This window comes from Kitasatospora sp. CB02891, assembly GCF_002803145.1.
Lineage (GTDB): Bacteria > Actinomycetota > Actinomycetes > Streptomycetales > Streptomycetaceae > Kitasatospora > Kitasatospora griseola.
In genome coordinates, this window is the sequence record NZ_NNBO01000001.1 from 280,679 (window position 1) to 307,215 (window position 26,537).

At 73.6% G+C, this 26,537-nt stretch carries 26 protein-coding genes and 1 pseudogene; 14 read left to right on the forward strand and 13 right to left on the reverse strand.

Annotated features, from left to right (window positions below):
• Positions 1-74 precede the first annotated feature (74 nt).
• A complete protein-coding gene (locus tag CG736_RS01355) occupies positions 75-404 on the reverse strand; it encodes a hypothetical protein (protein WP_100584277.1) in 330 nt (109 codons plus the stop codon).
• 416 nt (positions 405-820) lie between these two features.
• On the opposite strand from CG736_RS01355, the gene CG736_RS01360 reads away from it, so the two are divergent.
• Entirely contained in the window at positions 821-1,687 is an 867-nt protein-coding gene (locus CG736_RS01360) for a methyltransferase domain-containing protein (protein WP_100584278.1), read from the forward strand.
• A gap of 51 nt (positions 1,688-1,738) precedes the next feature.
• Here CG736_RS01360 and CG736_RS01365 read toward each other — a convergent pair whose 3' ends face one another.
• The gene (locus tag CG736_RS01365; protein ID WP_100584279.1) at positions 1,739-2,245 is read right to left on the reverse strand and encodes a DUF6624 domain-containing protein; all 507 of its coding nucleotides are present in this window, start codon (positions 2,243-2,245) and stop codon (positions 1,739-1,741) included.
• 145 nt (positions 2,246-2,390) lie between these two features.
• Positions 2,391-2,954: pseudogene (locus tag CG736_RS01370) on the reverse strand (IS5 family transposase); the annotation flags it as partial.
• Positions 2,955-3,085: 131 nt separating this feature from the next.
• Here CG736_RS01370 and gcvH point away from each other — a divergent pair.
• Together gcvH and CG736_RS01380 are read left to right on the forward strand one after the other, a co-directional pair.
• Entirely contained in the window at positions 3,086-3,511 is a 426-nt protein-coding gene (gcvH, locus tag CG736_RS01375; RefSeq protein WP_369879719.1) for a glycine cleavage system protein GcvH, read from the forward strand.
• 98 nt (positions 3,512-3,609) lie between these two features.
• Positions 3,610-4,206, forward strand: coding sequence for a GrpB family protein (locus CG736_RS01380; RefSeq protein WP_232733721.1), 597 nt, complete (start codon positions 3,610-3,612; stop codon positions 4,204-4,206).
• Between the two features lie 22 nt (positions 4,207-4,228).
• On the opposite strand, the gene CG736_RS01385 is transcribed toward CG736_RS01380, so the two are convergent.
• On the reverse strand, positions 4,229-4,663 hold the full coding sequence (locus CG736_RS01385) for a VOC family protein (RefSeq protein ID WP_100584282.1): 435 nt from the start codon (positions 4,661-4,663) through the stop codon (positions 4,229-4,231).
• 136 nt (positions 4,664-4,799) lie between these two features.
• Here CG736_RS01385 and CG736_RS01390 point away from each other — a divergent pair, with 136 nt between their 5' ends.
• Entirely contained in the window at positions 4,800-5,252 is a 453-nt protein-coding gene (locus tag CG736_RS01390) for a hypothetical protein (RefSeq protein WP_100584283.1), read from the forward strand.
• Positions 5,243-6,703 carry a hypothetical protein gene (locus CG736_RS01395; protein ID WP_232733722.1) on the forward strand — a complete coding sequence of 487 codons (1,461 nt, stop codon included), beginning with the start codon at positions 5,243-5,245 and terminating at the stop codon, positions 6,701-6,703. The genes CG736_RS01390 and CG736_RS01395 overlap by 10 nt, the downstream gene beginning before the upstream one ends.
• Positions 6,704-6,725: 22 nt before the next feature.
• On the opposite strand, the gene CG736_RS01400 is transcribed toward CG736_RS01395, so the two are convergent.
• Both CG736_RS01400 and CG736_RS01405 read right to left on the reverse strand, forming a co-directional pair.
• Complete coding sequence (locus CG736_RS01400; RefSeq protein WP_043911974.1) at positions 6,726-6,920, reverse strand: hypothetical protein; 195 nt, start codon at positions 6,918-6,920, stop codon at positions 6,726-6,728.
• A 433-nt stretch (positions 6,921-7,353) separates the two neighbouring features.
• Positions 7,354-8,355, reverse strand: coding sequence for a phosphatase PAP2 family protein (locus tag CG736_RS01405; protein ID WP_100584284.1), 1,002 nt, complete (start codon positions 8,353-8,355; stop codon positions 7,354-7,356).
• A gap of 163 nt (positions 8,356-8,518) precedes the next feature.
• Between CG736_RS01405 and CG736_RS01410 the strand changes: the two genes are divergently transcribed.
• Entirely contained in the window at positions 8,519-9,256 is a 738-nt protein-coding gene (locus CG736_RS01410; RefSeq protein ID WP_232733723.1) for a TetR/AcrR family transcriptional regulator, read from the forward strand.
• Positions 9,253-10,017, forward strand: coding sequence for a glucose 1-dehydrogenase (locus CG736_RS01415; RefSeq protein ID WP_100584286.1), 765 nt, complete (start codon positions 9,253-9,255; stop codon positions 10,015-10,017). The genes CG736_RS01410 and CG736_RS01415 overlap by 4 nt, the downstream gene beginning before the upstream one ends.
• A 28-nt stretch (positions 10,018-10,045) precedes the next feature.
• Here the strand turns inward: CG736_RS01415 and CG736_RS01420 are convergent, their stop codons facing one another.
• Positions 10,046-10,669: an MBL fold metallo-hydrolase gene (locus tag CG736_RS01420; protein ID WP_100584287.1), complete on the reverse strand. Its 624-nt coding sequence runs from the start codon at positions 10,667-10,669 to the stop codon at positions 10,046-10,048.
• A 90-nt stretch (positions 10,670-10,759) separates the two neighbouring features.
• The gene (locus CG736_RS01425; protein ID WP_232733724.1) at positions 10,760-12,328 is read right to left on the reverse strand and encodes an AMP-binding protein; all 1,569 of its coding nucleotides are present in this window, start codon (positions 12,326-12,328) and stop codon (positions 10,760-10,762) included.
• Between the two features lie 202 nt (positions 12,329-12,530).
• On the opposite strand from CG736_RS01425, the gene CG736_RS01430 reads away from it, so the two are divergent.
• The 7 genes from CG736_RS01430 (at position 12,531) to CG736_RS01450 (ending at position 22,836) form a co-directional block, all read left to right on the forward strand.
• A complete protein-coding gene (locus CG736_RS01430) occupies positions 12,531-12,878 on the forward strand; it encodes a hypothetical protein (RefSeq protein WP_100584289.1) in 348 nt (115 codons plus the stop codon).
• Between the two features lie 443 nt (positions 12,879-13,321).
• Positions 13,322-17,326 carry a Pls/PosA family non-ribosomal peptide synthetase gene (locus tag CG736_RS01435; protein ID WP_100584290.1) on the forward strand — a complete coding sequence of 1,335 codons (4,005 nt, stop codon included), beginning with the start codon at positions 13,322-13,324 and terminating at the stop codon, positions 17,324-17,326.
• Positions 17,327-17,531: 205 nt separating this feature from the next.
• Complete coding sequence (locus CG736_RS36780; protein ID WP_198520317.1) at positions 17,532-17,684, forward strand: hypothetical protein; 153 nt, start codon at positions 17,532-17,534, stop codon at positions 17,682-17,684.
• Positions 17,685-17,797: 113 nt separating this feature from the next.
• Positions 17,798-17,956, forward strand: coding sequence for a hypothetical protein (locus tag CG736_RS35805; protein ID WP_157815348.1), 159 nt, complete (start codon positions 17,798-17,800; stop codon positions 17,954-17,956).
• A gap of 157 nt (positions 17,957-18,113) precedes the next feature.
• The gene (locus tag CG736_RS01440; RefSeq protein WP_100584291.1) at positions 18,114-20,372 is read left to right on the forward strand and encodes a DUF4135 domain-containing protein; all 2,259 of its coding nucleotides are present in this window, start codon (positions 18,114-18,116) and stop codon (positions 20,370-20,372) included.
• Positions 20,369-21,556 carry a hypothetical protein gene (locus tag CG736_RS01445; protein WP_100584292.1) on the forward strand — a complete coding sequence of 396 codons (1,188 nt, stop codon included), beginning with the start codon at positions 20,369-20,371 and terminating at the stop codon, positions 21,554-21,556. Before CG736_RS01440 ends, CG736_RS01445 begins: the two co-directional genes overlap by 4 nt.
• Positions 21,553-22,836 carry a JmjC domain-containing protein gene (locus tag CG736_RS01450; RefSeq protein WP_100584293.1) on the forward strand — a complete coding sequence of 428 codons (1,284 nt, stop codon included), beginning with the start codon at positions 21,553-21,555 and terminating at the stop codon, positions 22,834-22,836. The genes CG736_RS01445 and CG736_RS01450 overlap by 4 nt, the downstream gene beginning before the upstream one ends.
• Before the next feature lie 8 nt (positions 22,837-22,844).
• Here the strand turns inward: CG736_RS01450 and CG736_RS36785 are convergent, their stop codons facing one another.
• The 5 genes from CG736_RS36785 to CG736_RS01470 all read right to left on the reverse strand — a co-directional run bounded on the left by CG736_RS36785 (position 22,845) and on the right by CG736_RS01470 (position 26,505).
• Positions 22,845-23,690, reverse strand: a complete 846-nt coding sequence (locus CG736_RS36785) for a hypothetical protein (protein ID WP_198520318.1) — start codon at positions 23,688-23,690, stop codon at positions 22,845-22,847.
• A gap of 213 nt (positions 23,691-23,903) precedes the next feature.
• The gene (locus CG736_RS01460; RefSeq protein ID WP_100584294.1) at positions 23,904-24,830 is read right to left on the reverse strand and encodes a Gfo/Idh/MocA family protein; all 927 of its coding nucleotides are present in this window, start codon (positions 24,828-24,830) and stop codon (positions 23,904-23,906) included.
• A 127-nt stretch (positions 24,831-24,957) separates the two neighbouring features.
• Positions 24,958-25,344 carry a type II toxin-antitoxin system death-on-curing family toxin gene (locus CG736_RS01465; RefSeq protein WP_369879723.1) on the reverse strand — a complete coding sequence of 129 codons (387 nt, stop codon included), beginning with the start codon at positions 25,342-25,344 and terminating at the stop codon, positions 24,958-24,960.
• Positions 25,341-25,484 carry a hypothetical protein gene (locus CG736_RS35810; RefSeq protein WP_157815350.1) on the reverse strand — a complete coding sequence of 48 codons (144 nt, stop codon included), beginning with the start codon at positions 25,482-25,484 and terminating at the stop codon, positions 25,341-25,343. The genes CG736_RS01465 and CG736_RS35810 overlap by 4 nt, the downstream gene beginning before the upstream one ends.
• A gap of 88 nt (positions 25,485-25,572) precedes the next feature.
• Entirely contained in the window at positions 25,573-26,505 is a 933-nt protein-coding gene (locus tag CG736_RS01470) for a LysR family transcriptional regulator (RefSeq protein ID WP_100584295.1), read from the reverse strand.
• Positions 26,506-26,537 lie beyond the last annotated feature (32 nt).

A 26,537-nucleotide genomic window follows, 5' to 3' on the forward strand; every position in this document is an offset into this window, starting at 1 on the left:
GGCGAGTCCAGGGCTCCCGGCCCGGCCTCGGCCCGCCTCGCCCCGCTCCGCTCCGGACGAGAGAGGTCGAAGCCCTACTCCCGACGCGCCGACTCGCGGGACCGCCAGAATTCCGCGTCGCGCGGGTCGGCCAGCCAGTCCGCCATGCGCGCGGCACCTGCTTCGAAGGCCGCGGGCAGCGACATCTCGTCACCGACGGCGAAGTTCAGGACCTCGACGCCATGGCTGCCGTGGTCGGTCTCGCACCGGCACTCCACGTTGACCACGGCAGCCACCTCGTGCCGGCCCTCTGCCGTCCAGCCCACCTGAAGCTGGAACTCCAGCCAGTCGCTGCCACTTGTCAGATGCACCACGCACAGGAGGAGGATCACGAGCACCCGCGACTGGGCCCGCGAAAACCGCATGCGCCGTTCTCCACTCCCACGTCGTCTCGGCCACCTCGGACCGAGCCGCGCCGACGCTACGGGCGGCGCGTCGCATTGATTCCGCGCCGGTGGTGGTGAGTTCGGGGAAGAGGGTGCTCAGGGGGATGTCGCCGAAGGTGCCTTTGCTCATGGACATGAGCCGATCATCCGATCTCCCCGGCGTGGAGGGCAGGGCCGATGGCCGCAGCGCCCTGCGATGTCCGGCACGACGAAGCCGACCTCGCCCGAGCTCTGGTGCAATCGGACGGCGTCCGGCTCATGACGATCCGTCAGGCGTGGATCCCAGGCGTGGGACGGTGGCGGCGCTGTGGGACGCGTGGGGTTCGTCTGCTGTGTGAGGCATCACTCCCCCGTCGCCATGGCGCCCGCGGCCCGAGAGGGTTGACCATGGAGGCATGACTTCCTCGCCACACCAGCCGCAAGCCGATGGCCGACCGGATTCGACGGACAGCACCACCGCGCCCGGTGGAGAGTCCGCCCGCGGGTACCTGCTGGACAATGCGCGCGTCGAGGCGGGTGAGCGATTCGTCCAGCTGGCCGAGCTGTTCGACGGGGTGACGCGCGGGCACTTCGATCGGCTGGGGGTCAAGGAGGGCTCGCGCTGCTGGGAGGTGGGCGCCGGTGGCACCAGCGTGCCGGAGGCGCTGGCGGCGGCCGTCGGCCCGACCGGACACGTACTGGCGACGGACATCAACCCGTCGTGGCTGACGGCGGGCAACGGGTACGAGGTGCGACAGCACGACGTCGCCGCCGACCCGGCGCCGGAGCCCGGGACGTTCGACCTGGTGCACGCCCGGCTCGTGCTGGTCCATGTACCGGACCGGGCCCGGGCGTTGGCCACGATGGTCTCGGCGCTGCGGCCCGGCGGCTGGCTGCTCATCGAGGACGCCGACACCGCGCTACAACCCCTCGCCTGCCTGGACGAGAGCGGCCCCGCCCAGCGCCGCGCCAACCGGCTGCGGGACGCCGTCCGGGAGCTGCTGGCCCGCCGCGGCGCGGACCTGCGCTACGGCCGGACCCTACCGCGAGCGCTGCGCGAGGCCGGCCTGGTCGACGTCGCCGCCGCAGGCACCTTCCCGGTCGGCGGCCCGGCCTGCAACCACCTGGAGGCAGCGACCATCCGCCACGTCCGCGCCGAGCTGCTCGCGGCCGACCTGTCCGACGACGCCGAGATCGACGCCCACCTGGCCTCCATCCACGCGGGCGAACTCGACCTGACACTCGCCCCGCTGATCTCGGCCTGGGGACGGCGCCCGGTCTAGGGTCTGTCCGGCGGATCCGACGTGGGCGTGATCCGCCGGATGCCGGGTGACTCAGGCGATCGAGAACTGAGCGATGTACTCAGCGAACGGCGGGATTCCCACTTCTGCTCGGCGCTCGTCCATGCGCTCCGGTTCCTCGCAGGGCCACGGGATCGGCGCGCCGTCCTTCACACCGGCGATCTGCGTGCCGTAGATCTGCTCACGCCCCTCGTTCACAAGGGTGCGATCCCGCAGGAAGGCCAGATCCCGGGGGCTGGCGGTGCCGTCGGCCACTGCCTGCTCCATCAGCCGCAACGCGCGCCGCTGCACGTCGAGCTGCCGGTCGGCGTGTTGGGCGATCAGCCAGGCGGCCCGGGCCGCGTCCTCACCGACCAGTTCCGCGGTCGGCCATCCGTGCGCGTCCATGATCTCGCCGAGGCGGTCCGCGTGCTGCGCGGTCAAGCGCCGCCAGGCCAACTGCTCCGCCGGGTCTTCACTGTTCGCATTGCGCGCGGCCCGGTGATCGGCCGCAACCATCATGGTGAGCTCCGCAGCCACTGCGGCAATGTCGGATGCCATCCCGGCTCCTGGTCGGATCGAGGTTCTCGCTGGTCATCCGCAACCTTAGGTGCACAGATCGCGACAGAATCTCCTCCCGGAGGACGGTGACAGATACGTCCGGATCTTGGGACACTTGATCCACCGACGGAGCCGGATCGACGCAACGCCGGTTGGCCCGCCGGTCCTTGGGCTCCGGCATGGTGTGCTCGATCTGGCGCCTGCACGGGTAGCGACGACTGCGGTGGGAGCCGTGCGCCTTGTCGCCGCCCAGGCGGTCAGGACGGGTACGCAGAGGGCCGCCACCGAGGCGCTCGACCCGAACACGCTCCAGAACGGGGATCAGCCGGGGGCTGTCACCGCACTGGCCCGGCGCGATCAGCAGAGCCGGCGGCCGCCTTCCCCGGCCAGATGGATTCTGCTCGTCAGACCGCCCCGGGAGCGTCCGAGCCCCTCGTCGGGGCGGTGCTGCCGAGTGCATTGAGCTTTTTTCGGGATCCGCGGTGCTCTGTGCGGAGCCCCGGCTGCGTGCTGGTGAGCGCGGCATGGGGTCGAGTCGACGCTGACCAACCCGCCCCTGAGCGTCGGCGTCGGCCAGCACGGCCGGAAGGATCCTGTCCCAGGTCCCGTCCGCCGACCAGCGCCGATGCCGCTCACGGACGGTCGTCCGACTCCCGGAGCGCGCGGGCAAGTCCCGACATGGCACCCCGGCCCGGATCCGGAACAGGATCCGGCGTCACCGAAGGTCTGCTGCGCCCTCGGATCGGTGCCGTCCGGCGACCCTCGGGGCTCCTGTCAAGCGGAACTGACATTTCGTCAGTCATCGGCGGGAAATCCGACGCTTCCCCGGCGCAGTCCGGCATGCTGAGGCAGCTGGTCAACCCATCCCAAGGAGGACAAACCGTGTCGAACATCCCTGCGGATCTGCGGTTCGCCGAGTCGCACGAGTGGGCGCGCCTGGAGTCCGACGGCACTGTGACGGTCGGGATCAGCGATCACGCCCAGAATGCGCTCGGTGATGTGGTGTTCGTGGAGTTGGCGGAGGTCGGCAAGGTCTTCGAGGTCGGCAGCTCGGCCGGGGTGGTCGAGTCGGTGAAGGCCGCGTCGGAGATCTACGCGCCGGTCGGCGGCACGGTGGTCGCCGTCAACGAGGAGCTGAACGAGAGCCCGGAGCTGCTCAACGAGGAGCCGTACGAGGCATGGATCTTCAAGCTGAAGCCGTCCGACAAGTCCGAGCTCAAGAAGCTGCTGGACGCCGCCGGGTACCAGGCGCTCCTCGGCGAGTGACGTTCGGCGGGCCGGACGCCACAGCCGCTGCCGGAGGTGGGACGAAAAGGCCCCGAGAGTGGAAAGGGGCCAGGCCGTCCTCGGATAGATTTGTTCGGGTGATCACCGAAGCCGCGTCAGCGCCCATCGTGCTTGCCTACGACCCCACTTGGCCGGAGCGAGCGCTCGCTCTCACGGACGAGCTCCGTTCGGACCTCGGGCCGCTGGTGCTGCAGGTCGAGCACATCGGCAGCACCGCGATTCCCGGCATGGCCGCGAAGCCGGTGTTCGATGTGCAGATCACCGTCGCGGACCTGCACGAGGCCGAGGGCGCGTTCGACCGGCTCCTGACCGAGAAGGGCTTCCGGCGGTCGCCGTACCGGTACGACCATGTGCCCGCGGGCGTCGAGGACGATCGGGAGCGGTGGACGAAGCGGCTCTGGATGCGACGCGGGCAGGCGGGGGCGGACTGCAATCTGCACGTCCGGCTGCTCGGCTCGCCGAACGAGCGGCTCGCCCTGCTGTTCCGCGACTGGTTCCGGGCGCACCCCGAGGCGGTGCCCGCCTACGGCCGGTTCAAGTCCGTGCTCGCGGGCGTCGTCCGCGACATCGACGTCTACGCGGACGTCAAGGATCCGGTGGTCGACCTGGTCGTCACGGTCGCCGAGTCCTGGGCGGCCTCGACCGGTTGGACCCCCCACTCCGGGAAGGGCTGACGGAGCGGGGGGCGGGCAGGCGTCAGTCGAGGCAGAACTCGTTGCCCTCGACGTCCTGCATGTTCTGGCAGGACTCGTTCTCCTCGTCGGCGAGCAGGAGCCGGCCGCGGGTCGCGCCGAGGGCGACGAGGCGGGTGGTTTCGGCTTCGAGGGCGGCGAGGCGCTCTTCGCCGACCAGGCCGGTGCCGACGCGAACGTCGAGGTGGAGGCGGTTCTTGACGACCTTGCCCTCGGGGACGCGCTGGAAGTACATCCGCGGGCCGACGCCCTCGGGGTCACTGGCGGCGAACCAGGAGCCGCGCTGCTCGGGGGGCAGCGACTCGGTGAAGGCGTCCCAGGTGTCGAAGCCCTCGGGCGGCTGCGGGGGGACGTAACCGAGCGCCGCGCACCAGAAGCGGCCGACGCGCTCCGGTTCGGCGCAGTCGAAGGTGATCTGGATCTTCTTGACCGATGACATCGCGCCACCATAGCAACGGCCGAGTGGATCTTGCGTGCGATTTCCTGCCGGGCCGCGAGCAGTTGACACCCCGTCGGCGACGGGCGGCCCGCCGCCGGGGGCGGGTGTGTCAGCGGCGTGTGCGAGGCTCCGCCGCATGGGAGTGCTGTTCGGCTATTTCGCCGCCGCTGATGACGACGACGCCCTGGGGGCGATCGTCCGGGACGACGACGAGCCTTTCGGGGCCGGGTACGACGGGACGGTGGTGAAGGGCATTGATCCGATGGTGGCGCTCGAACCCGCCGCGGAGTCGGTGACGGGGCGGTCCGGTGCGGAGCTCCGGGCGGATCCGCGGTGCGGGGCGCTGGTCGGCATGATCGAGGACGGTGAGGTGGTGGTGCTGGCGCTGTCGAACGTTCTCCGGGACGCGTTGGCGCGGCAGGGGGACGCCGCGCTCGGCGAAGTCGCGGAGCGGTGGGCGGCGGTGGACGAGGTGTTCCACGGTCCGGCCGATGCCGACCAACTCGCGGAATTCCTGCGGGAGTTGGCCGGGATCGCGCGCCGGGCCACGGCCCGTGGCGCGGGCCTGTACTGCTGGGTGTGCCCCTGATGGGCGGCGAGCAGCCGACCGTCGAGGCGGTGCTGCGCGGTGCGGTCGCCCTGCCGGGCGGGCGGGAGCTGGTGGACGGCGTCGGGGTCGAGGGTCGGGCCGGGTCGCGTCGGGCGGTGCTGCTGGACGGGGCACGGCTGGCGGTGTTCGACCTGGACGCGGTGTTCGACGGGCGGATGGAGCCGTCCGTCGTCTTTCCGCTGCCGTGGCCGGGGTGGACGGGCGGGGTGCACACGGTGAGTCCGGACGGCTCGTTCGCGGTGTTCTCCGGGCAGCGCGCGGTGCGGGCCGTGAACAGCGACGGCACGACCCGGTGGGAGTACCCGCACCCCTGCTGGGGTCCGGAGCTGGGGCATCCGCACAGCGGGGACGAGCAGGAGGTGTGCGCGGGGTCCGAGCAGGGTTCCTGCTGGGTCTCGGACGACGGGCGGGTGGTGTGGGCGCACACGCCGGGCTCGTCGGGGGACGACTACGCGGAGGAGTGGGTGGTGCTGGACGCCGTGGACGGCCGCCCGCTGGCCCGCCAACCGCTGGAGAGCGTCGCGTCCGCCTCGCACCACCGGTCGCACCCGGACTCCGGCCGGGTCGGGCTGTGCGTGGGCATGGGCCAGGACGGCGTCGGCCTGTACTGGGCGCACTGGGACGGCGAGCGGCTGCGGGACGTCCAGCTGGACGAGGCGGGCGAGCGCATCCTGATCGACGTCCACCCGGACCGGCCCGCGTACCTGACCGTCGACCAGGGCGGCTGGGACGTCCGGCTGCACGGTCTGGACGGCACGACGCTCGCCGAGGGCGCCGCGCCGCCGGCCGCCGACCCGGACGACCCGCCCTGCTGGGACTGGTCCTGCGGCTTCGTCGACCCGCACACCGTCCTCGCCTCCACCCTGGACTGCGACGACGACCACGGCGCCCACTGGCTCCTCGACACCGCCACCCTCACCCCGCGCCACCGCATCACCTACCCGGACGCCCGCACCCCGGGCTACGCCCGCCCCCTCGGCGACGGCACCTGGCTGACCTTCGACGACCGCTCCGGCCTGCTCCACCGCTGGTCGGCGAAGCCGCCGACAGCGGGTGACGAGCCAGCCGCCGAGGTGCGCCGGGAACCGGTCGGGCTGCTGATGACGACCGAGCGCGGACTGTCGGAGCGCGATCCTGGCCCGACGGCGATCAGCCGGCAGGTGGCCGCGCTCCGGTGCGGCGACCCGTTCCTGATCGTCGAGCGGACCGGTGGGGACGAGCCGGGCGACCGGTACGTGCAGGCGCGGTACCTGCGGGACGGCGAGCGCTACGAGCTGGAGTACCGCGACGGCGTCCCGTCCGAGCACTACCGGACGGTGACGGACTCCGCCGCCGCCGTGGTCGGCGCCCTGGTCGGCTGGTCGGCAGGTCTGACCGCGTGGCGGCGGAACTTCGACTGGACGCCGATCGGGCACTGCTTCACCGGCTGAGCCCGGGGCGTCGGCCTCGCGGTCAGAGCAGCCAGAGGCCGAAGCCGGTGACCAGGATGCCGGTGGCGATCAGCAGGGGGCCCAGGAGGTGGTCGCGGGGGCGGTCGGTGCCCGGGCGGATGCGGATGGTGGAGGCCAGGCCGACGCCGAAGAGGAGGACACCGAGCGGGGTGAGGATCATCCACAGCGCGGGCGCGACACTGTGACCGTAGATCATCGGGTCGTCGGCAGGGCGGCGGGTCGGGGGCGCTCGCCGGGCGCGGACGGGGTGTGGGGTGCGGCCATGGTGGGTCCTCCTGCGGTGTTCCGCACGACGCTACCCGCGTCCACAACAAGACTCCGCCACGGATTGGCAAAGCCTTCGCCCCGACCGGCGGGCGGGCGGTTCGCCACCGGTTTTTGACGGGGCGTCAGCAACCGGGCGCCCTCCAAAGGGGCTGTGACGACCGGCGTTCGATTCCCAGCGAACGTCCAGGAAATTCCCGGGGCACTCGGAGGGGGGTTCCGAGGTGGTTGCGCAGACGGTGAGGAGAACGCGACCGGAACACGGCGGCTTTGCGGAGGTCCTGCACGCGAGGCCCCCGGCTCCGGCCCGGCACCACCTTGCCGGGTCGGGGCCGGGGGCCTCGTGCGGTGGAGGGTCGGCCGGGTCAGCCGACCGGGACGGAGGGCGGCGTCACGGCGACGGCGACGGCCTCCTGCTTCGCGGCGCGGGCCGCGGCGCGGCGGGCGACGAAACGGTTGACCAGGGTGACCATCACCCAGGCGTAGGCCCAGCCGACCAGCACGTCGATGATGAAGTGCTCGCCGCCGTAGACCAGGGTGAAGCCCATGGCCAGGGGGTACGCGGCGAGGACCACCCGCAGGGCGCGGCTGGCCCGGGGCCAGAAGACCAGGGCGATCATCATCGGGTAGGCGGAGTGCAGCGAGGGCATCGCGGCGACGTCGTTGGCGAACCGGCTGCCGTTCTCGAAGATGGTGCCGGCCCGGTGCAGGCCGCTGTTCTCCAGCACGGCGTTCACTATCCGGTCGACGGCCGGCAGGTGGTTCTCGATCGCGGCCAGCCACGGCGGGTCGGCCGGGTACAGCACGTAGGTGAGGAAGCCGGCGAAGGTGATGGCGAGGTAACAGGCGAGGAAGTGCCGGAACCGGGCGTGGTTGCGCTTCCAGAGCACCGCGAGGATCCCGAAGACCGCGAAGAAGTGCGACATGTAGACGACGACGATCGCGTAGTCGTACCACTGCGGCTGCCCGGGGTGGTACAGCAGGTCCTGCAGGCGCACCGTCCAGGTCTCGCCGAAGCCGAGCACCTTGTCGAAGGCGATCTGCGGGGCGTAGTGCGGCTGCCAGGGCGTGTGCGCCCCGTAGCCCCTGAGCAGTGAGTAGGCCCAGACCACGGCCATCACGGGCACCCAGTCGCGCAGCACGTACAGCCAGCCCTTGCGGCCGCCGCTGTGCACGGACGCGGCGACCAGGGCGGCGATCAGCCAGAGGAAGACCACGTCGTTGGCGTACGGCAGTCCGTAGACCGCGAGGTAGCGCCAGAACGCGAGGGCGAACAGCGGCCAGGCGAGGTGCCTGGGGCGTAGTCGGGACAGCAGATGGACCGCCAGCGAGCGTGACCGCGCTGCCAGGTGGGACGAGTCGATCATGCGTCACGAAGCTAGCAAGAGCGTCTTTGAGAAACCTTCAGCCGCGCGCCCGGGCTCCCAGCGAATTCCCAGACGGCACACGGACGGGGGACGGACTCCGACCGCCGGATCGGTGCCAGGTCAATGCTCGACATTAATAATGTCGAGTATTAATCTGTGGGGCATGGCAAGGGACATGGCGACGACGTCGGGCTCCGACCTCACCGGCACCACCCGGGACCGGCTGATCCGCTCCGCCGAGCAGCAGTTCGCGGCGCGGGGTGTGCACGGCGCGCAGCTGCGCGAGGTGGTCCGGGGGGCGGGGCAGGCGAACCCGTCCGCGGTGCAGTACCACTTCGGTTCCCGCGAGGGGCTGCTCGACGCGGTGATGGCGGAGCGCCAGCACCGCACCGAGCGCGCGCTGGCCGAGCGGCTGCCCGAGCCCGAGGGGCGGCCGCTGGCCGAGCTGCTCGGCGCGCTGATCGGCGCCGAGGCCACCGAGCTGCGCACCGAGCGCGGCCGGGACTGCCTGCGGATCTCCACCCAGGTCAGCCACGACAGCGGCATCCGCGAGCGGCGGCCGCACCCGGGTCTCGCGGGCAGCCGGTACTGGCGGCTGATCTCCGAGCTGGAGGCGCCGCTGGTGGAGCTGCTCCCGGAGCCGGTGCGGCTGGAGCGGATCGACCTGGTGCTCACCCTGATCGGTGCGGCGCTGGCCGAGCGCGCCCGGCAGCTGGCCGCGGGCGAGCCCACCCTGACGGCGGACGGCGGCTACCTGGCCGACCTGGTCTCCGTCTGCCATGCCGTGCTGACCGCACCGCCGGCCGGGGCGCACCCCGCCCCGGCGCGGCCGAACCACTCTGCGCCGGGCGCGGGCGACGCGTCCGGCGTGCACCACGAGAACGCGAGGAGCAAGTCATGAGCGAGCTGTCCGGCAAGACCGTCGTCATCACCGGCGGGGCCCGCGGCCTGGGCGCCGAGACCGCGAAGCAGGCGGTGGAGGCGGGCGCGAACGTGCTGATCACCGACGTGCTGGACGCGGAGGGCGAGGCCACGGCCGCCGCGCTCGGCGAGCGGGCCCGCTACCGCCACCACGACGTCACCTCGGAGCAGGACTGGGCGGAGGCGGTCGCGTTCGCGCAGGCCGAGTTCGGCGCGGTGCACGGCCTGGTGAACAATGCGGGCATCTCCACCGGGAGCTTCCTCGCCGACGAGTCGGTGGAGCACTTCCGCAAGGTCCTGGACATCAACCTGACCGGTGTGTTCATCGGCATGAAGACCGTCATTCCGGCGCTGCGCGAAGCCGGCGGCGGCTCGGTGGTCAACATCTCCTCGGCGGCCGGCCTGATGGGCCTCGCGCTGACGGCCGGCTACGGCGCGTCCAAGTGGGGTGTCCGCGGCCTGACCAAGATCGGTGCGGTGGAGCTGGGCGTGGACCGGATCCGCGTCAACTCCGTGCACCCGGGCATGACGTACACCCCGATGACGGCGGCCGTCGGCATCGAGCGGGGTGAGGGCAACTACCCCAACACCCCGATGGGCCGGGTCGGCGAGGCCCCGGAGATCGCCGCGGCCACCGTGTTCCTGCTGTCCGACGCGGCCTCGTACATCACCGGCGCGGAGCTGGCCGTGGACGGCGGCTGGACCACCGGCCCGACCGTCCGCTACGTGATGGGCCAGTAGCGGACGGCGCGGGGCCTTCGGGTTCCGGTCAGGCGTCGAGCGGGGCGGACTCGCCGAGGGCGAGGCGGGTGTAGCGGGTGCCCGCCTCGCCGTCGAGCCAGCCGTCGAAGTTCGCCGCGCCGCGCTCGCTGAGGTAGGCGTCGTGGATCGGCACGGTGCGCGCCGGGCGCAGGGCCCGCACCAGTTCGAGCGCCCCGCGCATGGTCAGCCACGGCCCCGAGGAGGGCAGCAGCAGGGTGCGCACCGGCTCGTCCGGCTCGTCCAGGGAGTCCCCGGGGTGGTAGAGGCCGTCGACCAGGTAGCCGAGGTTCGAGCAGTCCGGGTGGTTGTCGATCACCTGGGCGTGCCGCCCGCCGACGGCGTGCACCGCGAAGCCGCCCGCCTCGAACCGCTCCCCCGCCGTCAACGGGTGTGCGCCGCCGCCGAGTTCGGCCGCGACGTCCGCCGGAGCGAAGACCTCCAGCGCCGGGTCGGCCTTCCGGGCGGCCGCCAGCAGCTCGTGGTCCACGTGGTCGTGGTGCCCGTGGGTGATCAGCACGGCGCGAACGCCCGCGAAGGCTTCGGGCTCGGTCCAGCACCCGGGGTCGATCAGCAGGGACTTCTCGCCGTCCTCGATCCGGACGCACGCGTGGGAGTACTTCGTCAGCAGCATCCGGCCAACCTAGCGGCCCCGCCGGAGCACCGCTCCCGGATTTCGCCTGCCCCCTGACGTATCGTCAACACCAGAGGGCAGGCGGGTGGTTCAGCGCGTGGCGGCTTCGCGCAGGCGCTTCTTGTCCGGCTTGCCGACGGGCGTCAGCGGGATCTCGTCGACGACGTGCAGCACCTCGGGCGCGAAGATCCGCCCCTTGCGCTCGGTGACGAAGGCGCGGAGTTCGTCCAGCTCCGGCCGCTGCCCCGGGGCGGGGACGACGGCGACGTGGACGTGCTCGGCCTGCTGGTCGTCGCGGACGCCGAAGACCGCGCAGCGGGCGACCGCCGGGTGGGTGAGCAGCAGCTCCTCCACCTCGGAGGGGTAGACGTGCCCGCCGACCACGATGATCAGGTCCTTGGCCCGGTCGGAGAGGTAGAGGTAGCCGTCCTCGTCGAAGTAGCCGACGTCGCCGGTGTTCAGCCAGCCGTCGCGCAGCACCGCGGCGGTGAGGTCGGGCCGCTTCCAGTACCCGGCCATGATGGTGTCGGACCGCAGGTGGATCTCGCCCTGCTCGCCGGTCGGCAGGTCGGCGCCGTCGACTCCGCGGATCGCCACCTCGATGCCCGGCAGGGGGCGGCCGACCGGGACCTGTCCGCCCGGGCCGATCCGCTCGTGCTCGTGGGGGGCGAGCGCGGAGATCATCTGTGCCTCGGACATGCCGTAGACGCCGACCAGGACCGGCCCGAAGACCTTGAACGCCTCGCGGATCCGGGTCGGCGAGGCGGCGGCGCCGCCGTACATGATCTGCCGCAGGCTGGACAGGTCGGTGCGGCCGATCGCCGGGTGGTCGAGCAGCTGGTACAGCAGCGGCGGGAGCACCCAGAGGTCGGTGATGCGTTCGCGCTCGACGGCGGCGAGGACCGCGCCGGGGTCGAAGGAGCGCTGGAGGACCACCGTCCCTCCGTGGTGGAGCACCAGGTCGGAGAGGACGCCGGCCAGGTGGGCCAGCGGGGTGGCGGCGAGCAGGCGGGGCGCCCGGTCGTCGCCGACCGGGGTGTCGAAGATGGCGCGGTAGGGCCCGTGCAGGGTGAGGATGCCCTTCGGGATGCCGGTGGTGCCGCCGGTGTGGCGGATGCTCAGGTCGTCCGCCGGCCGGATCCGGACGTCCGGCGGTTCGGCGGGCCGGTGGGCGGCGGCCGCGATCACGTCCTCCCCGACGGCGCCGTCGCCGTCGGGCCCGGGGCCCAGGGTGAGGACGGTCGGCACGTCGATCAGCGGGAGCAACTCGGGTGCGTCGGCGTACCGTTCGGCGTCGACCAGCAGCACGGCGGTGTCCACGCTGGTCGCGATCTCGGCCAGGACCGGGGCGCTCATGCCGTTGTACAGGTTCACCACCCGGGCGCCGGCCAGGCCCGCCGCGAACCGGGCGATCAGCGCCTCGGGGGTGTTGCCGGTCAGCAGGGTCACGGTGGTTCCGCGGGTGGCGCCCCGGGCGATCAGCTCGTGCGCGAGGCGGTAGGTGGCGGCGGCGAAATCGCCCGCCGTGATCGCGGCGCCGTCGGCGTCGACGACGGCCCGTCGGTCCGGATCGGCCGCGAGGGACCGGAGGACCATCGCGGGACCGCTCACGAACTCCGCGTCGGGCATGGCTACTTCTTCGTTGTGGTTGGCAACCATGGCCACAGGCTAACCCGACCGTGCCGCCGCACCGGGCAGGGGCGGCCGCTATTTGGCGCGAACCCTCCGTCACCGGCGCGTTTCTGATGGTCCGTCAACTCCGACTGCTCCGCACGCCTCCCTTTCGGCGTCTTGGCGCTCCGGGGAGGAGCCCTAGAGTCGAAGACATCGGGACGGATCGAACGACCGAAGGAGCGCCCCCATGCGGATCACCGTGCTGACCGTGGCCGACTGCCCGAACGCCCAGCCGGCCCTGGACCTGGTGACCGCCGCCCTCGACGGCCGGCCGGCCGACGTGGCCCTGGTCGAGGTCGCCGACGAGTCCGAGGCCGCCCGCCTCGGCATGTACGGCTCCCCGACCGTCCTGATCGACGGCACCGACCCCTTCGCCCCGCCCGGCGCGGAACCCAGCCTGTCCTGCCGCCTCTACTGGCGCCCCGACGGCGCCATGTCCGGCCTCCCGGACGCCACCGCCCTCCGCCGGGCCCTCACCGGCCGGGCCGAACCGAGGCAACCCGGCGGGACGGCGGACTGCTGCCCGACCCGGTGAGCTCTTCGGCACCGCGACGAACGACTTCTGTGACGCGGGCCACTTGAGGTTTCCTTAAGGTTTCCGGCCGAATTTCATCGAGGGTTTATCGACCATTAAGGTCTGATTCATGCGGCGGCTGTGGCCTTTCATCGTCGGACTGGCGTTCACCGGACGCCCGCATCTTCCGGGAAGTCGGACCGACGGCCTCGATGAGGGCGCTGACCAGCCATCTCCTTGCCTCGACGTCGATCCCGACATCCGATCCGATCGGGACCGGAGAGCTTTGCCGCTCGAATGAGAAATCGCTGTGATTCCATGCTCGCGTGCTCGGGCAAGCATCAGCTTCGGGCAGGGTGAATGAGCGCACCGTCCGTCCGGGAAGGTCGTCTGCCGTCATTCCGGTGCAGTACTCGGCCCGCCGGTTCCGTATTCGAAAGTTCAGAGACTCGAGGAGACACCCCATGGCTGCGAGCCACGACCCGGTGCCCGCCGCGCATCCGCACCGGTCCGCTCGTGAGGTCGCCGTCTGGCCCGTGAACCCGGTGCCCCAGGCGCGCACCCTGCTCGACCTCCTGATCGCCACCGCGCAGGCGTTTCCCCGGGCCCCGGCCCTGGACGCCGACGGCGCGGTGCTCGACTACCAGGCGCTGCTCCACGAGGTGGGCATCCTGGCGAACCGACTCGGCCGACAGGGGATCGGCGCCGGCGACCGGGTCGGCGTCCGCGTCCCGTCCGGCAGCGCCGACCTGTACCTCTCGATCCTCGCGGTGCTCGCCGCCGGCGCCGCCTACGTGCCGGTGGACGCCGACGACCCCGACGAGCGGGCCGAGATGATCTGGCAGGACGCCCGGGTCTGCGCCGTGATCGGCGCCGACCGACAGGTCGCCCTGAACCCGGCCGTCCCGCCGCTCGGCCGGGCCGCCGGCCCGTCGCCGGACGACGACGCCTGGATCATCTTCACCTCCGGCACCACCGGCCGCCCCAAGGGTGTGGCGGTCACCCACCGCTCCGCCGCCGCCTTCGTGGACGCCGAGGCGCGGATCTTCCTCCGGCAACGCCCGCTCGGTCCGGGCGACCGGGTGCTGGCCGGCCTCTCGGTCGCCTTCGACGCCTCCTGCGAGGAGATGTGGCTGGCCTGGCGTCACGGCGCCTGCCTCGTCCCGGCCCCGCGCTCGCTGGTCAAGGCCGGCACGGACCTCGGCCCCTGGCTGGTCGAGCGCGCCATCACGGCGATCTCCACCGTGCCCACCCTGCTCGCGCTCTGGCCCCAGGAGTGCCTGGACGGGGTCCGGCTGATCATCGTCGGCGGCGAGGCCTGCCCGCCCGACCTGGTGCACCGGATCGCCGCCCCGCACCGCGAGTTCTGGAACACCTACGGCCCCACCGAGACCACCGTGGTCGCCACCGCCGCCCGGATGCTGCCCGGCGAACCGGTGCGGATCGGCGCCCCGCTGGACGGCTGGCAGCTCGCCGTGGTCGACGAGGCCGGGCACCCGGTCGGCTGGGGCGAGACCGGCGAACTGCTGATCGGCGGCATCGGCACCGCCCGCTACCTGGACCCGGCCAAGGACGCGGAGAAGTTCACCGCCCACCCCGCGCTGCCCGGCGGGCGGGTCTACCGCAGCGGCGATCTGGTGGTGGCCGACCCGCGCGGCCTGATCTTCGTCGGCCGCGCCGACGAGCAGGTCAAGCTCGGCGGCCGGCGGATCGAGCTCGGCGAGGTGGACGCCGCCCTGCAGTCGCTGCCCGGGGTCCGGGCCGCCGCCGCGGCCGTACGCACCAACCCGGCCGGCACCCAGCTGCTGGTCGGCTACCTGGTGCCGCACCCCGGGGTGGATCCCGACCTCGCCCTGGCCCGCAAACTCCTGCAGGAACGTCTGCCGGCCGCCCTGGTCCCGCTGCTCACCGTCGTCGACCGGCTGCCCACCAAGACCTCCGGCAAGGTCGACCGCAATGCCCTGCCCTGGCCGCTGCCCGACCTCGGCCGGGGCGACGGCGGCGACCGGGCCCGGCTCACCGGCACCGCCGGCTGGCTCGCCGAGCAGTGGGAGGCCACCCTCGGCCTGCCGGTCGGGGCCGACAGCGACTTCTTCGCGCTCGGCGGCTCCAGCCTGGTCGCGGCCCGGCTGATCTCGGTGCTGCGCACCAGGTTCCCCGGCCTCTCGGTCGCCGACCTGTACGCCAACCCGGTGCTCGCCGACCTCGCCGCCGTGCTGGACGGCCAGGACCGCGGACCCGACCGGCAGCGCCGGGTCCGCCGCACCCCGCGCCGGGCCGCGATCGGCCAGACGCTGGTGCTCGCCGTCCTCTACACCGTCACCAGCGTGCGCTGGGTACTCGCCGTCGCCGGGGTGGACAACCTGATGGGCGGCCGGCTCGACTGGGCGCCGCACACCCCCTGGTGGCTGATCATCACCGGCCTGCTGGTGTTCTCCAGCTCCGTCGGCCGGCTGCTGCTGACCACTCTCAGCGCCCGGCTGCTCACCGCCCGGCTGCGTCCCGGCAGCTACCCCCGCGGCGGCCTGACCCACCTGCGGCTGTGGGCCGCCGAGCGGGCCGCCGCGGCGTTCGGCGCCGGCGACCTGATCGGCACCCCGTGGGCCCGGCACTACGCCCGGCTGCTCGGCTGCAAGGTCGGCCGGGGCGCCCACCTGCACGCCCTGCCGCCGATCACCGGCCTGGCCGACTTCGGTGCCGGCTGCTCGGTGGAACCGGGCGTGGACCTGGCCGGCTGGTGGCTGGACGGCGACCTGCTGCACCTCGGCTCGATCGAGATCGGCGCCGGCGCCCGGATCGGCACCCGGACCACCCTGATGCCCGGCGCCCGGATCGGCGCCGGCGCCGAGGTCGCCCCCGGCAGCTGCGTGCTCGACGCCGTCCTGGCCGGCCGGCGCTACCACGGGGCGCCCGCCCGTCCCAGCAGCGAACCGGGCGAACCCTGGCCCGCCGCCGGCCGGGCCCGCCGCCACGGGGGCTTCTGGAACCTCGCCTACGGCCTCGGCCTGGTCGGCTTCTCCCTGCTGCCGCTGCTCGCCGCCGTGCCCGGGCTGCTGGTGCTCTACCCGATGCTCGACACCGACCGCACGCTCGGCAGCGCGATGCTCCAGCTCCTGTCCTTCAGCGTGGAGTTGACGGTCATGACGCTGGCGGTCCACGCGCTGCTGCTGGTGCTGCTGATCCGGGTCCTCAGCGTGCCGATCAAGCCCGGACACCACCCGGCGCACGGCAGGGTCGCCTGGTGCGTCTGGGCCGTCAACCGGCTGATGGACACCGCCCGCCGCACCCTCTTCCCGTTCTACGCCAGCCTCTTCACCCCGATCTGGCTGCGACTGCTCGGGGCCAGGATCGGCAGCCGGGTGGAGGCCTCCACCGTGCTGGCGCTGCCCGGCCAGATGTCCGTGGACGACGGCGCCTTCCTCGCCGACGACACCCTGATCGCCCCGTTCGAGGTACGCGGCGGCTGGCTGCGGGTCGGCCCGTCCCGGGTCGGCCGGCGGGCCTTCGTCGGCAACTCCGGCATCGTCGGCGCCGACCGCGAGCTGCCCGACCGGGCCCTGGTCGGGGTGCTCTCCGACGCGCCCGCCGAGGCCGCGCCCGGCTCCTCCTGGCTCGGCCGGCCCGGCATCGAGCTGCCCCGGGTGGCCGACCAGGCCGACGAGGGGCGCACCTACGACCCGCCGCGTCGGCTGATCCTGGCCCGGGCCTGCGTGGAGCTGTGCCGGCTGCTGCCGGTGGTGCTCACGGTGATCCTGGGAGACCTGGTCTTCGGCGCGCTGCAGGAGGTGATCGACCGGGACGGCCTGGCCGCGGCACTGGCGGTCGGCGGGATCGTGCTGGCCGGCGCGACCCTGGCCGCCTGCCTGGTCACCACGCTCGCCAAATGGCTGCTGGTCGGCCGGTTCCGCAGCGGCGAGCACCCGCTCTGGTCCGGCTTCGTCTGGCGCAACGAGCTCTACGACACCTTCGTCGAGGAGCTGGCCATGCCCTGGGGCGGCCGGACCCTGCTCGGCACGCCCTACCTCAACCTCTGGCTGCGCAGCCTCGGCGCCAAGGTCGGCCGCGGCGCCTGGTGCGAGACGCACTGGCTGCCGGAGGCCGACCTGGTCACCGTCGGGCCCGGCGCCAGCGTCAACCGGGGCACCGTGCTGCAGACCCACCTGTTCCACGACCGGGTGATGCGGCTGGACTCCGTGCAGTTGGACGAGGGCGCCACCCTCGGGCCCAACTCGATCGTGCTGCCCGGCGCCACCATCGGGGCCGGCGCGTCGATCGGCGGGGCCTCGCTGGCGATGCGCGGGGAGTCGATCCCGGCGAGCACCCGGTGGATCGGCAACCCGGTGGCCGCCTGGCCGACCGCGCACCCGGCCGACACACCGCACCAGAGCCGTGGGCGGCGGCAACCGGGCCGCCGACGGAAGCCGCGGCGCCGGGCCGGCACCGGACCGGGCCGAGCCGGTGATTCCTGATCTCGCCACCCCGTCGGCTCACCAATGCGGTTACTGCACACGGAAGTTATGTTGACGAACCGGTGCGGCTGGGCAACACTGACTGGCGCGGTCACGTCATGCACAGTCATGTCATGCGCGGCCACGGCAGGTTCAGTCAACCGCACGGCGCCCCGTCACCGGATGTCGCGGTGGCCTGCCGTGCACTCGTGTCAGGAGGACCCTCATGGAAGCTCCTACCCTGCAGCCGCCGACGGGCGACACCCTCGTCACCGACGAGGAGTTCGACCTCGTGGTCGGCGAACTCGAGCTGGACGTCCCGGAGAACGCGCCGAGTGCCGGCACCTGTGGCCTGCACCTCTACTGCATTCTGAAGTAGGCGTTCTCCGGCCCGCTCTCGCTCGGAACAGCTCCCCCGAACCACGTCGCGGCGCCGCCGGATCCGACGGTGCCCGGCTCCTGCTGTGCCACTCCTACCGACAGGGGAAATCGATGGAGACCTCGACCGTGCTGACGCCGCAGGGCTCCGCCCTCACCGCGGACGCGGAGTTCGACCTGGTGATCGGAGACCTGGAGCAGGGCCTCCCGGAGGGCGGCTCCGCGCACGCGGTCTCGACGTGTGTGCGCATCTACTGCGTTCCGAACCTGTAGTTCCCGGGTACGACGCAGCACCGCGACGCCGCGCGACGCCGGTCCGGCCGGCCGCGTGGCGTCGCGGACGGACCACCTGACCAGGGGCAGAATGGAACTTCGCGACCACGGCGGCGCCGCCCGTGCGCCCGAACTCCCCTCTGCGACACGCCGGTTGATGCAAGCGCTGGCCGAGGGCCGGGCAGGCCGGGCGTTCCCGCCGGTGGCCGTCCCCGGGCCGGACGGCACGCTCGCCGTCGAACGCCCATTGGGCGGCCCGGGCGAGGCGCGGGCCCTGGGGCACGCGCTGGCCGATGCCCGCTTCGCGCCGCTGCACGAGGTGCTGCGGCGGATCGACGCCTGGTCCGAGCGCGCCGTCGCCGACGACCGGTTGATCGATCCGCAGCTGCTGCGGCCGGCGAACGCGGACCTGTTCGGGCCGCTGCTCACCGAGACCCTGGAGTGCTGCGTCGACCGGCCGCCCGACCGTGCCGCCGCCTTCGCCGACCGCCGGGCCGGGCAGTTCCTGGACTTCCTGACGCTGTTCCTGGAGCGGCTGGCCCGCGACCGGCCCGCGGAGCGCCGGGTCGCCGGCCTGTGGGCGAACGGCGAGGAGACGCACAACGGCGGCCAGCGGGTGCTGCGCGTCGAGTTCGCCGACGGCGTCCGGCTCGCCTACAAGCCGCGGCCGGCGACCGGCGAGCTCCTCTTCCTGGCCGCCGAGGGCTCGGTGTTCGCCCTGCTCAACGCGCTGCCCCCGGCGGCCGGCCCGGTCCGACTGCCGACCGTGCGGACCTGGGCCGGCAGCGGCCCGGACCGGGCGTGCTACTCCTGGCAGGAGTGGATCGAGCCGCCGGACGCGTGGGGCGTCCTCCGTACCGACGGCAGGTGGAGCCTGCACGGCGCCGTCCTCGATCCGGGGGCGGCGGCCCGCTACTGGCACCGCGCCGGATCCCTGGCCGCCGCCGCGTTCGCGTTCGGGATCACCGACCTGATCGGCGGCAACGTGCTGATCGGGCAGCGCCCGGGCGACGGCGAGCCGCTGCTGTTCCCGGTCGATCTGGAGGCGTACTTCGCGGATCCGAAGCGGCTGTTCGAGACCGGGCTGCTGTTCGATCCCGCGGTCTCCGCGCACCACCACGTCGGCCTGGAGAACGTCGCGCGCTGGTGCGACCTGGACGGCCCCGCGACCTGCTGGCGTCCGCAGCCGGACGGCTCGCTGCGGCTGGAGCGGCGGACCCTGCCGCTGGCCCGGACCGGGACCCGCACGGTGGTCGGCGACACCGAGGGCCGCACCGGCTACGGCCCCCACCTGGCGGCGATGCTGCGCGGCATGTTCGACGCCTGGACGCTGATGTGCCGCCACCGCGCCCGGATCGCGGAGTTCCTCGCGGAGCGGGCCGCCGGGCACGTGGTGCGGGTGATCGCCCGCCCGACGGCCGAGTACCCGGGCGGCGGCGAAGTCCCGTTCACCGAAGGCGAGTCGGAGCAGCTCGCCCGCGGCGACGTGCCGTACTTCTTCCGCGCCGCCGACGGCGGCCCGCTGCTCGCGCTGCGGATGCCGCCCGGCCGCGAACTGTGCACGGACCCGACCGACGCCCCGCACGACGAGGGCCGCCCGTGGCCGCCGGTCGCCACCGTCCGCGAGGGCGGGAAGCTGGACCTCGCCGGGCTCGGCATCGCCCTGCGCGACGCGGTCGAGCACGTGTACGGCGATCCGGAGCCGCAGCGGGGCGGCCCGCACCACCACGGGCGCGGGGTGCGGATCGGCCTGCGCGGCCCGCGTGAGGGCGAGGTGTCCTTCGACTGGCCGACGGCGGGCCGCCGCATCACCTACCGATGGGACGAGACGAAGCTGCGGCTGTGCATCGACCCCCTGAACGACCCGGCCGCCCGGGATGCCGCCGGGATCCGCGAGCGGCTGCTGCGCCTGGGCCGGATCGACGCGTCGCTGCGCGACCCGTGGGCCGCCGGCGGCTTCACCGACACCGGGCTGGAGACGAAGCTCGACCGGCTGACCGGCACCGGCATCGTCTGGCTGCGCGGCGTGGTCGCCGAGCACGGCTGGCCCGGCCGGAGCCTGGTCGGCGAGGAGGCCGCCACGGTGGCGAGCGCGCTGCTCCAGCACTGCACCGGCGACCTGGAGTTCCGGCGCGAGTGCCTGGCGCTGATCGAGGCCGCGGCCGAACGCGGCGACATGCCCCGGCGCGACGCCGCCTACCTCACCGACTCGCTGCGCCGGGCCGAGGGCCGCCCGCAGCTGTACGGCACGAAGTTCGAGCGGGCCGCGGACGGCGACCTGCGGCCCTGCCCGATCGAGGACGAGGAGCGGGTGGACGAGCGCCGCGCGGCCGTCGGCCTCGGCCCGCTCGCCGACTACGCGGCGCTGCTGGCGGCGAAGTACCCGGCGCCCGAGAACGAAGGGGCACAGGCGTGACCACCACCGACTGGACCGAACTCCTCGCCCGCGTCTGGGGCGAGGAGCCCGCCCTGCTCCCGGCAGCCGCCCCCGCCGGCCCGGCCCACCTGCACCGCACGATCGTCGCCGCCTGCGAACCCTTCCGCGCCGGAACGGTGTTCCGGACCCTGCCGCAGGTCCGCCTGCACACCCCGCTCGGCTGGCTCGGCGCACCGGGCGGGCTGCTGCCCGACGCCGACGACCCGAGCCCCGCCGCCTACCGGGCCCGGCTGCGCCGCGAGCCGGCCGGCAGCGGGCCGGACACCGGCTTCCTGCTGAGCGTCCGCCAACCCCTGCACACCGACTGGGCGTTGTGGTCGGCCGTCCGGGACGCCCTCGCCGAGCTGTGGCACCGGGTCGGCCTGCCGTGCCTGCCGGTCGAGGCCGAGCTGACCGAGGGCGACGACTTCACCCGCACGCCGGGCCTGGCCGTCCCCTCCGCGCACGCGGTGCTGACCTGGGTGCTGGCCGGCGCCCTGGAGGCCGAACTGCACGAGCCGGACGGCGAGTTCCGCGTCCTGCGGGCCACCGCCGGCGAGCTGCTGTACTGGCCGGAGGGCTCCCGCTGGCGCGAGCACCACCGCGACGGCTGCGTGACGCTGCGGATCTCCGTCCCCCGCGCCCAGCACCTGGCGACCGGGACGGTCAAGGACCTGCTGGCCGAGGACGTCCGGGGCCGGCTGGAGTACGACGGCACGGTGCCCTGCCTGCCCTACCCGCCACCCGCGGGCGGGCCGCCCGACCTCGTGGTCGCCGTCGGCGAGGCGGCCCGCGCCGCTGCCGGGGGCGCCGAGCTGGCCGGTGCGCTGCGCGCCCGGTGGGCGGCGTGGTGGTCCTCGGCCGGGCTGGAACCGGTGCCCGGGCCGCGCGCCGACGTCCCCCTGGGGCCCGGGCAGCGGCTGCGGGTGGTGCGCGGGATCGTCCGGCTGCCGGACGGGCCCGGCCGCTGGATCTGGGCCGTCAACGGGCACGCCTTCCCGATCGGCGGGGCCGCCGGCGAACGGATCGCCCAGCAGCTGCGGCCCGGCCGTGAACTGACGGTCGGTGAGCTGTGCCGCGCGGTGGGCGCGGACGAGCACAACCGCGCCGTGACCGCGCTGCTGCGCAAGCTCCACGCGCTGCGCGGCATCGACCTGACCGACGGAGAGGGGACGGACGGATGACGACCGCACCCGCGAGCGACCTGGCCGTCGTCCGGGGCCCCCTCGACTGGGACGAGTTCACCGCGCGCTACTGGGACCGGCGCCCGGTGCTGATCAAGGCCGTCCGCCCGGCGCCCTTCGAGCTGCACGAGGTCTTCGCCGCCACCGCGCTCGCCACCCGGCCGCCCGGCCCGTACCGGATGCCGCCGACCGCCCAGTTCACCGTCGGACGCTTCCAGCAGACCGAGCCCGCGCACTGGTTCCCGCGCCCCGGGGACGGCGCCTTCGACGGCTACCGGCGGCGGCTGGACGCCGAGTTGGCGGCCTTCTCGAAGGAGACCCGGTACGCGCTGGTCGTGCACGCCTTCCACGCCTTCCACGCCGGGCAGTGGGAGCGCCAGCGGGCGTTCTTCGACCCGCTGTGGGAGCGCACCGGGCTGCCGCTGTCGGGGGCGATCACCACGCTCTTCCACGGCAACTACGAGCACACCCCGGTCGGCGTCCACAAGGACCGGTTCGCCACCTTCCTGTTCGCCCTCGAAGGCCACAAGCGGATGCGGTTCTGGCGGGAGCGCCCGTGGACCGAGCCGGTGACCACCAAACTGGACTACCGGCCCCACCTGGCCGCCTCGTTCACCGCCGAACCCGAGCCCGGCGACCTGCTGTACTGGCCCGCGAGCTACTACCACGTCGGCGAGAGCGTCGACGGCGGCACCGCGACCAGCGTCAACGTCGGCGTCCCGCGCGAGGCGCACCGCGCGGTCTACGACGTCGACGACCTGCTGCTCGGCCGGAGCAGGGACGCGATGGTCGATCCGGACGTCGCCCTGGTCCGGCTGCCCGCCGCCACCGCCCCGCTCTCGGCGCCCGAACCGCCGACGGACGGCGCGCTGCCCGAGGCGCTGGAGCAGACCCTGCGCATCTTCCGGGACTACCGCGACCCCGCCCGGATGCAGGACCTGGTCGCCGCCCTCTCCCTCGGCACCCTGACCGCGTCCGGCCTCTGCCCCGTCCCCCCGCCCGAGCCGGTTCGGCCGCTGGACGACGCCACGACGGTTCGGTCCCGCGCCCGGGTGCTGCACCAGCCGGTCGAGGGGGCGCTGCTCTGCGCCGCCAACGGGCACGTCCTGCGCAGCCCGCTGACGCCGCAGCAGATCGAACCGCTGCTGCACCGGCTCGCCGAACCGCAGCCGCTGACGGTCGGCGAGCTGCTGGCCCCCGTACCGGCCGCCGCCCGCCCGGACGCCCGCCACCTGCTGGAGGCCCTGGAGAGCTTCCGCGCCCTGACCCGCGACCGGTAGCCCGCCGGTCACCAGCTGGTGACGTCGACCTTGACCAGGCCGATGTCGTACGGCATGTCGGTGATGGTGACGGCGATCGCCGCGCCCTTGCTGCTGGTGAGGCAGAGGGTGGCGCCGACGCGGATGCCCTTGGCGTCGTTGGTGGGGCGTTCGGCGGCGGTGTAGTAGCGGAAGCTCTTGATGGTGCCGGCGCGGGCGGCTTCGCGGCAGGTGGCTTCGGTGAGGTCGACGCCGGGCGGGAGCACGGCGGCGAGGTTGCCGAGGACGACCGTCGGGGCGGGGTGGTCGTGGACGACGATCTCGTAGGACTTCTGGTCGTCCTCGGACATGGCGTTCCAGGCGTCGTCGCCGACCAGGGCGGAGAGCGGCTTGTCGTTCGGCGCGTCCAGGTCGATCAGCTCGTAGCCGCTGCTGACCACGTCGATCTGGAACGAGACGGTGCGCGGCGCGCGGACGCCGGGGCTCGGCTCGGCGGACGGCGAAGGGACGGGCGAGGGGACCGGAGAGGGGGCCGGCGAGGGGGCCGGCGACGGAATCGGTGACGGCGCGGGGGCCGGGGACGGCCGGGCCGGTGGGGACTGGGTGCTGACGGCGTCGCCGGACTTGCTGCCGATGGGGAGCGCCGTGATGATGCCGGCCGCGTTCATGGCGAGGACGGTGATGGTGGCGACCGTCCCGACGATGGAGAGCGAGAGCAGCAGGGCGCGCCGGTTGGCCGGGGTGTCCGGGGCCTCCCAGGAGACGCCTTCGCGGCCGGCGTGGAACGTCACCCGGTCCGGATGGTCCTCCCCGTGGTGCTGGCCGTCCGGGTGCTCCCCTTCGTGGGGCGGGTGCCCGGAGTCGGGTGCGGTCACGTGGCTCTCCTGCGGTCAGATCTCGTTCGCCACCGTACAGTTGCGCCGCGCGCCGCCGATCCGGGCGGCCGCCGCGGCCGGCGGTGCATGCGCGGCTTCTCTGCTGGGCGCATGCCCCGTCACGGCACCGGCGGAACTGATCCTTCCGGGGTGATCACCGATCGGGTGAATCGCTCGTTCGAGCGACCCACCCCGCAGGGTCCTGACGGTCCGTCAGGCGGCGGACTCGATCCGCTCCACGATCAGTTCGCACAGCTCGTGGGTGCGCAGCGCGTCGCCCGTGTCCAGGGTCCGGCCGGCCCGCAGTGCGTCCAGGAAGTGCAGCACCACCTGTTCGATGCCGCGCTGGCGGGCGACCGGCACCCAGTCGCCGCGGCGGCGGACGGTGGGCTGGCCCTTGTGGTCGATCACCTCGGCGAGGTTGTGGACCTCGCGCTTGGAGTCGGCGCCGGACACTTCGAGGATCTCCTCGGTGGAGCCGGACACCCGGTTCATCAGGCCGAGCGCGGTGAATCCCTGGCCGGCCAGCGTGAGCACGACGTGCTCGACCAGTCCGTCGCGGGTGCGGGAGCGGACGTCGACGTGCTCGATCTCGCCGGGGGCGAGGAAGCGCAGGGTGTCCACCACGTGGATGAAGTCGTCGTAGACCAGGGTGCGGGCCTGCTCGGGCAGCCCTTCGCGGTGCTTCTGGAGGACGATCAGGTCGCGCGGGCGTTCGGCGGCCAGCAGGTAGCCGGGGGCGTGGCGCCGGTTGAAGCCGACCATCAGCGAGCGGCCGGTGGTCCGCGCCAGGTCGACCAGGTGGCGGGCGCCGTCCAGGTCGTAGGCGAGGGGCTTGTCCACGTACACGTCGACGCCGCGGGTGAGCAGCTTCTCGACGATCGGGACGTGCTGGTCGGTGGCGGCGTGCACGAACGCGGCCCGGATGCCGGAGTCGATCAGTTCGTCCAGGTCGGTGGTCCGGAACGGGATCCGGTGGGCGTCGCCGATCCGGTCCAGCTTGGCCGCGTCCCGGGTCATCAGCCGCAGGTCCAGGCCTGGTTGGGCGGTGAGGACCGGCAGGTACGCCTTCTGCGCGATGTCGCCGAGCCCGACGACGCCGATCGGAAGGGCGGTGCGGTCGGTCTCGTGATCGCTCATCTGGGCACTCCTGCGGGGTCGGTGACGGTCGGCGGACCAACCGGCAGCATATGCCAGACCCGTGTTGAGCAGTCGGAACAGGAGTGGCCGGACCCGGCGGTGCGGAGCGCCGGGCCCGATCGGGCGGTCAGTGGGACAGCATGCGGCGGAAGTCGGCGACCGCGTCCGCCGGTCGGCCCGCGTAGCCGCCCTGGGCCAGGCACAGCACGAAGTCGACGGCGGCGTCGGGGTGCGGGTCGGTGTAGGGCTGGTGGTTGTAGTCGAGGAACAGCAGCATCGACTCGAAGGCGGTGCGCTTGTTCCGGTCCGTCATGGGGTGGTTGCGGGAGAGGGATTCGCCGAGGGCGACCGCCTTGGCCCACACGTCGGGGTAGGCGTCGGCGCCGAACACCGAGGCCCGGGGGCGGCCCAGCGCGGACTGCAGCAGGGACTGCTCGCGGACGGTGGCGACCTCGCCCAGCAGGTGGCCGATGTCGTCCTCGTCGAGGTAGTCGGTCGGCTGCCCGGGGCTCACAGGTCGGCCAGCCTCTCCAGCGTCAGCGCGTTGGCCGCGCGTATCCGCGCCACCAGTGCGGCCCGCCGTTCGACGCGCTGCTCGGGCGACCAGGCGAGGGCACGCGGATCCCGCTGCTGGTCCTGCTCCTGCCGCTCCATCGTGGCGCCCCTCCCGGTGTGGTTCGTTCGGGCACCGACGGTAGTGGGCGCGGCGGCGGCCGTCGAACGGTTTTCCGGTGGCGGTCCGTCAGGCCCGTTGGACGGCGGGCCGGTCGAGGTGGGCGGCGGCGTCGGCGAGGGCGTGCAGCACGGGCCGGATCAGCGGGTGGAGTTCGGCGCCGGCCCGGGTCGCCGCGAACACCTTGCGGGTGGCGAGGGCGCTGTCGACGGGGCGGACGGCGACCCGGCCGAGGTCGGTGCCGCGCAGCGCGGAGCGCGGGACGAGGGCGACGCCCGCACCGGCCGAGGCGAGCGCGGTGACGGCGCTGAAGTCGTCGGAGGAGTGCACCAGCCGGGGCTGGAAGCCGGCGTTCTCGCAGGCCAGCAGGACCACGTCGTGGCAGGGGTTGCCGGGGTAGGGGCCGATCCACGGTTCGGCGGCGAGTTCGGCGACCGCGACGGGGCCGGTGCCGGCGGCCAGCGGGTGGCCGAGCGGGAGGACGGCGTCGAAGGGCTCGGCGTACAGCGCGAGCCGGGTGAGTCGCCGGTCGTCGGGCCGGGGCGCGCCGCGGTACTCGACGGCGACGGCGATGTCGGCGCGGCCGTCGAGCAGCATCGGCAGGCTGGCGTCGCCCTCGGCGTCGAGCGCTTTGACCCGCAGGCCGGGGTCGGTGCCGGCGAGGGCGGCGATGGCGGGGGCGAGGACCATGGCGATGCCGGTGGCGAACGCGGCGACGGTGACTTCGCCGGCGGCGCCGGAGCTGTAGGCGGCCAGGTCGGCCTCGGCGCGTTCCAGCTGGGCGAGGACGGCGTCGGCGTGGCCGAGCAGGATCTCGCCGGCGGCGGTGAGGCGGACGCCCCGGCCGTCCCGGATCAGCAGGGTGTGGCCGGTCTCCTGTTCGAGGGCGGCGAGCTGCTGGGAGACCGCGGAGGGGGTGAGGTAGAGCGCGGCCGCCGCGGCGGTCACGGTCCGGTGGTCGGCCACGGCCCGCAGGGTCCGCAGCCGTCGTGCGTCGATCACGGGTCAATTCTGCCAGCGCCGCGAGGGTGCTC

Coding starts and splice junctions, on each gene's coding strand:
- CG736_RS01415 (WP_100584286.1), top strand. CDS start 9,253: ATGAGCGAGCTGTCCGGCAAGACCGTCGTCATCACCGGCGGGGCCCGC.
- gcvH (WP_369879719.1), top strand. CDS start 3,086: ATGCTGAGGCAGCTGGTCAACCCATCCCAAGGAGGACAAACCGTGTCG.
- CG736_RS35805 (WP_157815348.1), top strand. CDS start 17,798: ATGGAGACCTCGACCGTGCTGACGCCGCAGGGCTCCGCCCTCACCGCG.
- CG736_RS01425 (WP_232733724.1), bottom strand. CDS start 12,328: ATGGTTGCCAACCACAACGAAGAAGTAGCCATGCCCGACGCGGAGTTC.
- CG736_RS01355 (WP_100584277.1), bottom strand. CDS start 404: ATGCGGTTTTCGCGGGCCCAGTCGCGGGTGCTCGTGATCCTCCTCCTG.
- CG736_RS01400 (WP_043911974.1), bottom strand. CDS start 6,920: ATGATCTACGGTCACAGTGTCGCGCCCGCGCTGTGGATGATCCTCACC.
- CG736_RS01385 (WP_100584282.1), bottom strand. CDS start 4,663: ATGTCATCGGTCAAGAAGATCCAGATCACCTTCGACTGCGCCGAACCG.
- CG736_RS01460 (WP_100584294.1), bottom strand. CDS start 24,830: ATGAGCGATCACGAGACCGACCGCACCGCCCTTCCGATCGGCGTCGTC.
- CG736_RS01390 (WP_100584283.1), top strand. CDS start 4,800: ATGGGAGTGCTGTTCGGCTATTTCGCCGCCGCTGATGACGACGACGCC.
- CG736_RS36780 (WP_198520317.1), top strand. CDS start 17,532: ATGGAAGCTCCTACCCTGCAGCCGCCGACGGGCGACACCCTCGTCACC.
- CG736_RS01365 (WP_100584279.1), bottom strand. CDS start 2,245: ATGGCATCCGACATTGCCGCAGTGGCTGCGGAGCTCACCATGATGGTT.
- CG736_RS01450 (WP_100584293.1), top strand. CDS start 21,553: ATGACGACCGCACCCGCGAGCGACCTGGCCGTCGTCCGGGGCCCCCTC.
- CG736_RS01410 (WP_232733723.1), top strand. CDS start 8,519: ATGGCAAGGGACATGGCGACGACGTCGGGCTCCGACCTCACCGGCACC.
- CG736_RS01360 (WP_100584278.1), top strand. CDS start 821: ATGACTTCCTCGCCACACCAGCCGCAAGCCGATGGCCGACCGGATTCG.
- CG736_RS01440 (WP_100584291.1), top strand. CDS start 18,114: ATGCAAGCGCTGGCCGAGGGCCGGGCAGGCCGGGCGTTCCCGCCGGTG.
- CG736_RS01435 (WP_100584290.1), top strand. CDS start 13,322: ATGGCTGCGAGCCACGACCCGGTGCCCGCCGCGCATCCGCACCGGTCC.
- CG736_RS01430 (WP_100584289.1), top strand. CDS start 12,531: ATGCGGATCACCGTGCTGACCGTGGCCGACTGCCCGAACGCCCAGCCG.
- CG736_RS35810 (WP_157815350.1), bottom strand. CDS start 25,484: ATGGAGCGGCAGGAGCAGGACCAGCAGCGGGATCCGCGTGCCCTCGCC.
- CG736_RS01420 (WP_100584287.1), bottom strand. CDS start 10,669: ATGCTGCTGACGAAGTACTCCCACGCGTGCGTCCGGATCGAGGACGGC.
- CG736_RS01405 (WP_100584284.1), bottom strand. CDS start 8,355: ATGATCGACTCGTCCCACCTGGCAGCGCGGTCACGCTCGCTGGCGGTC.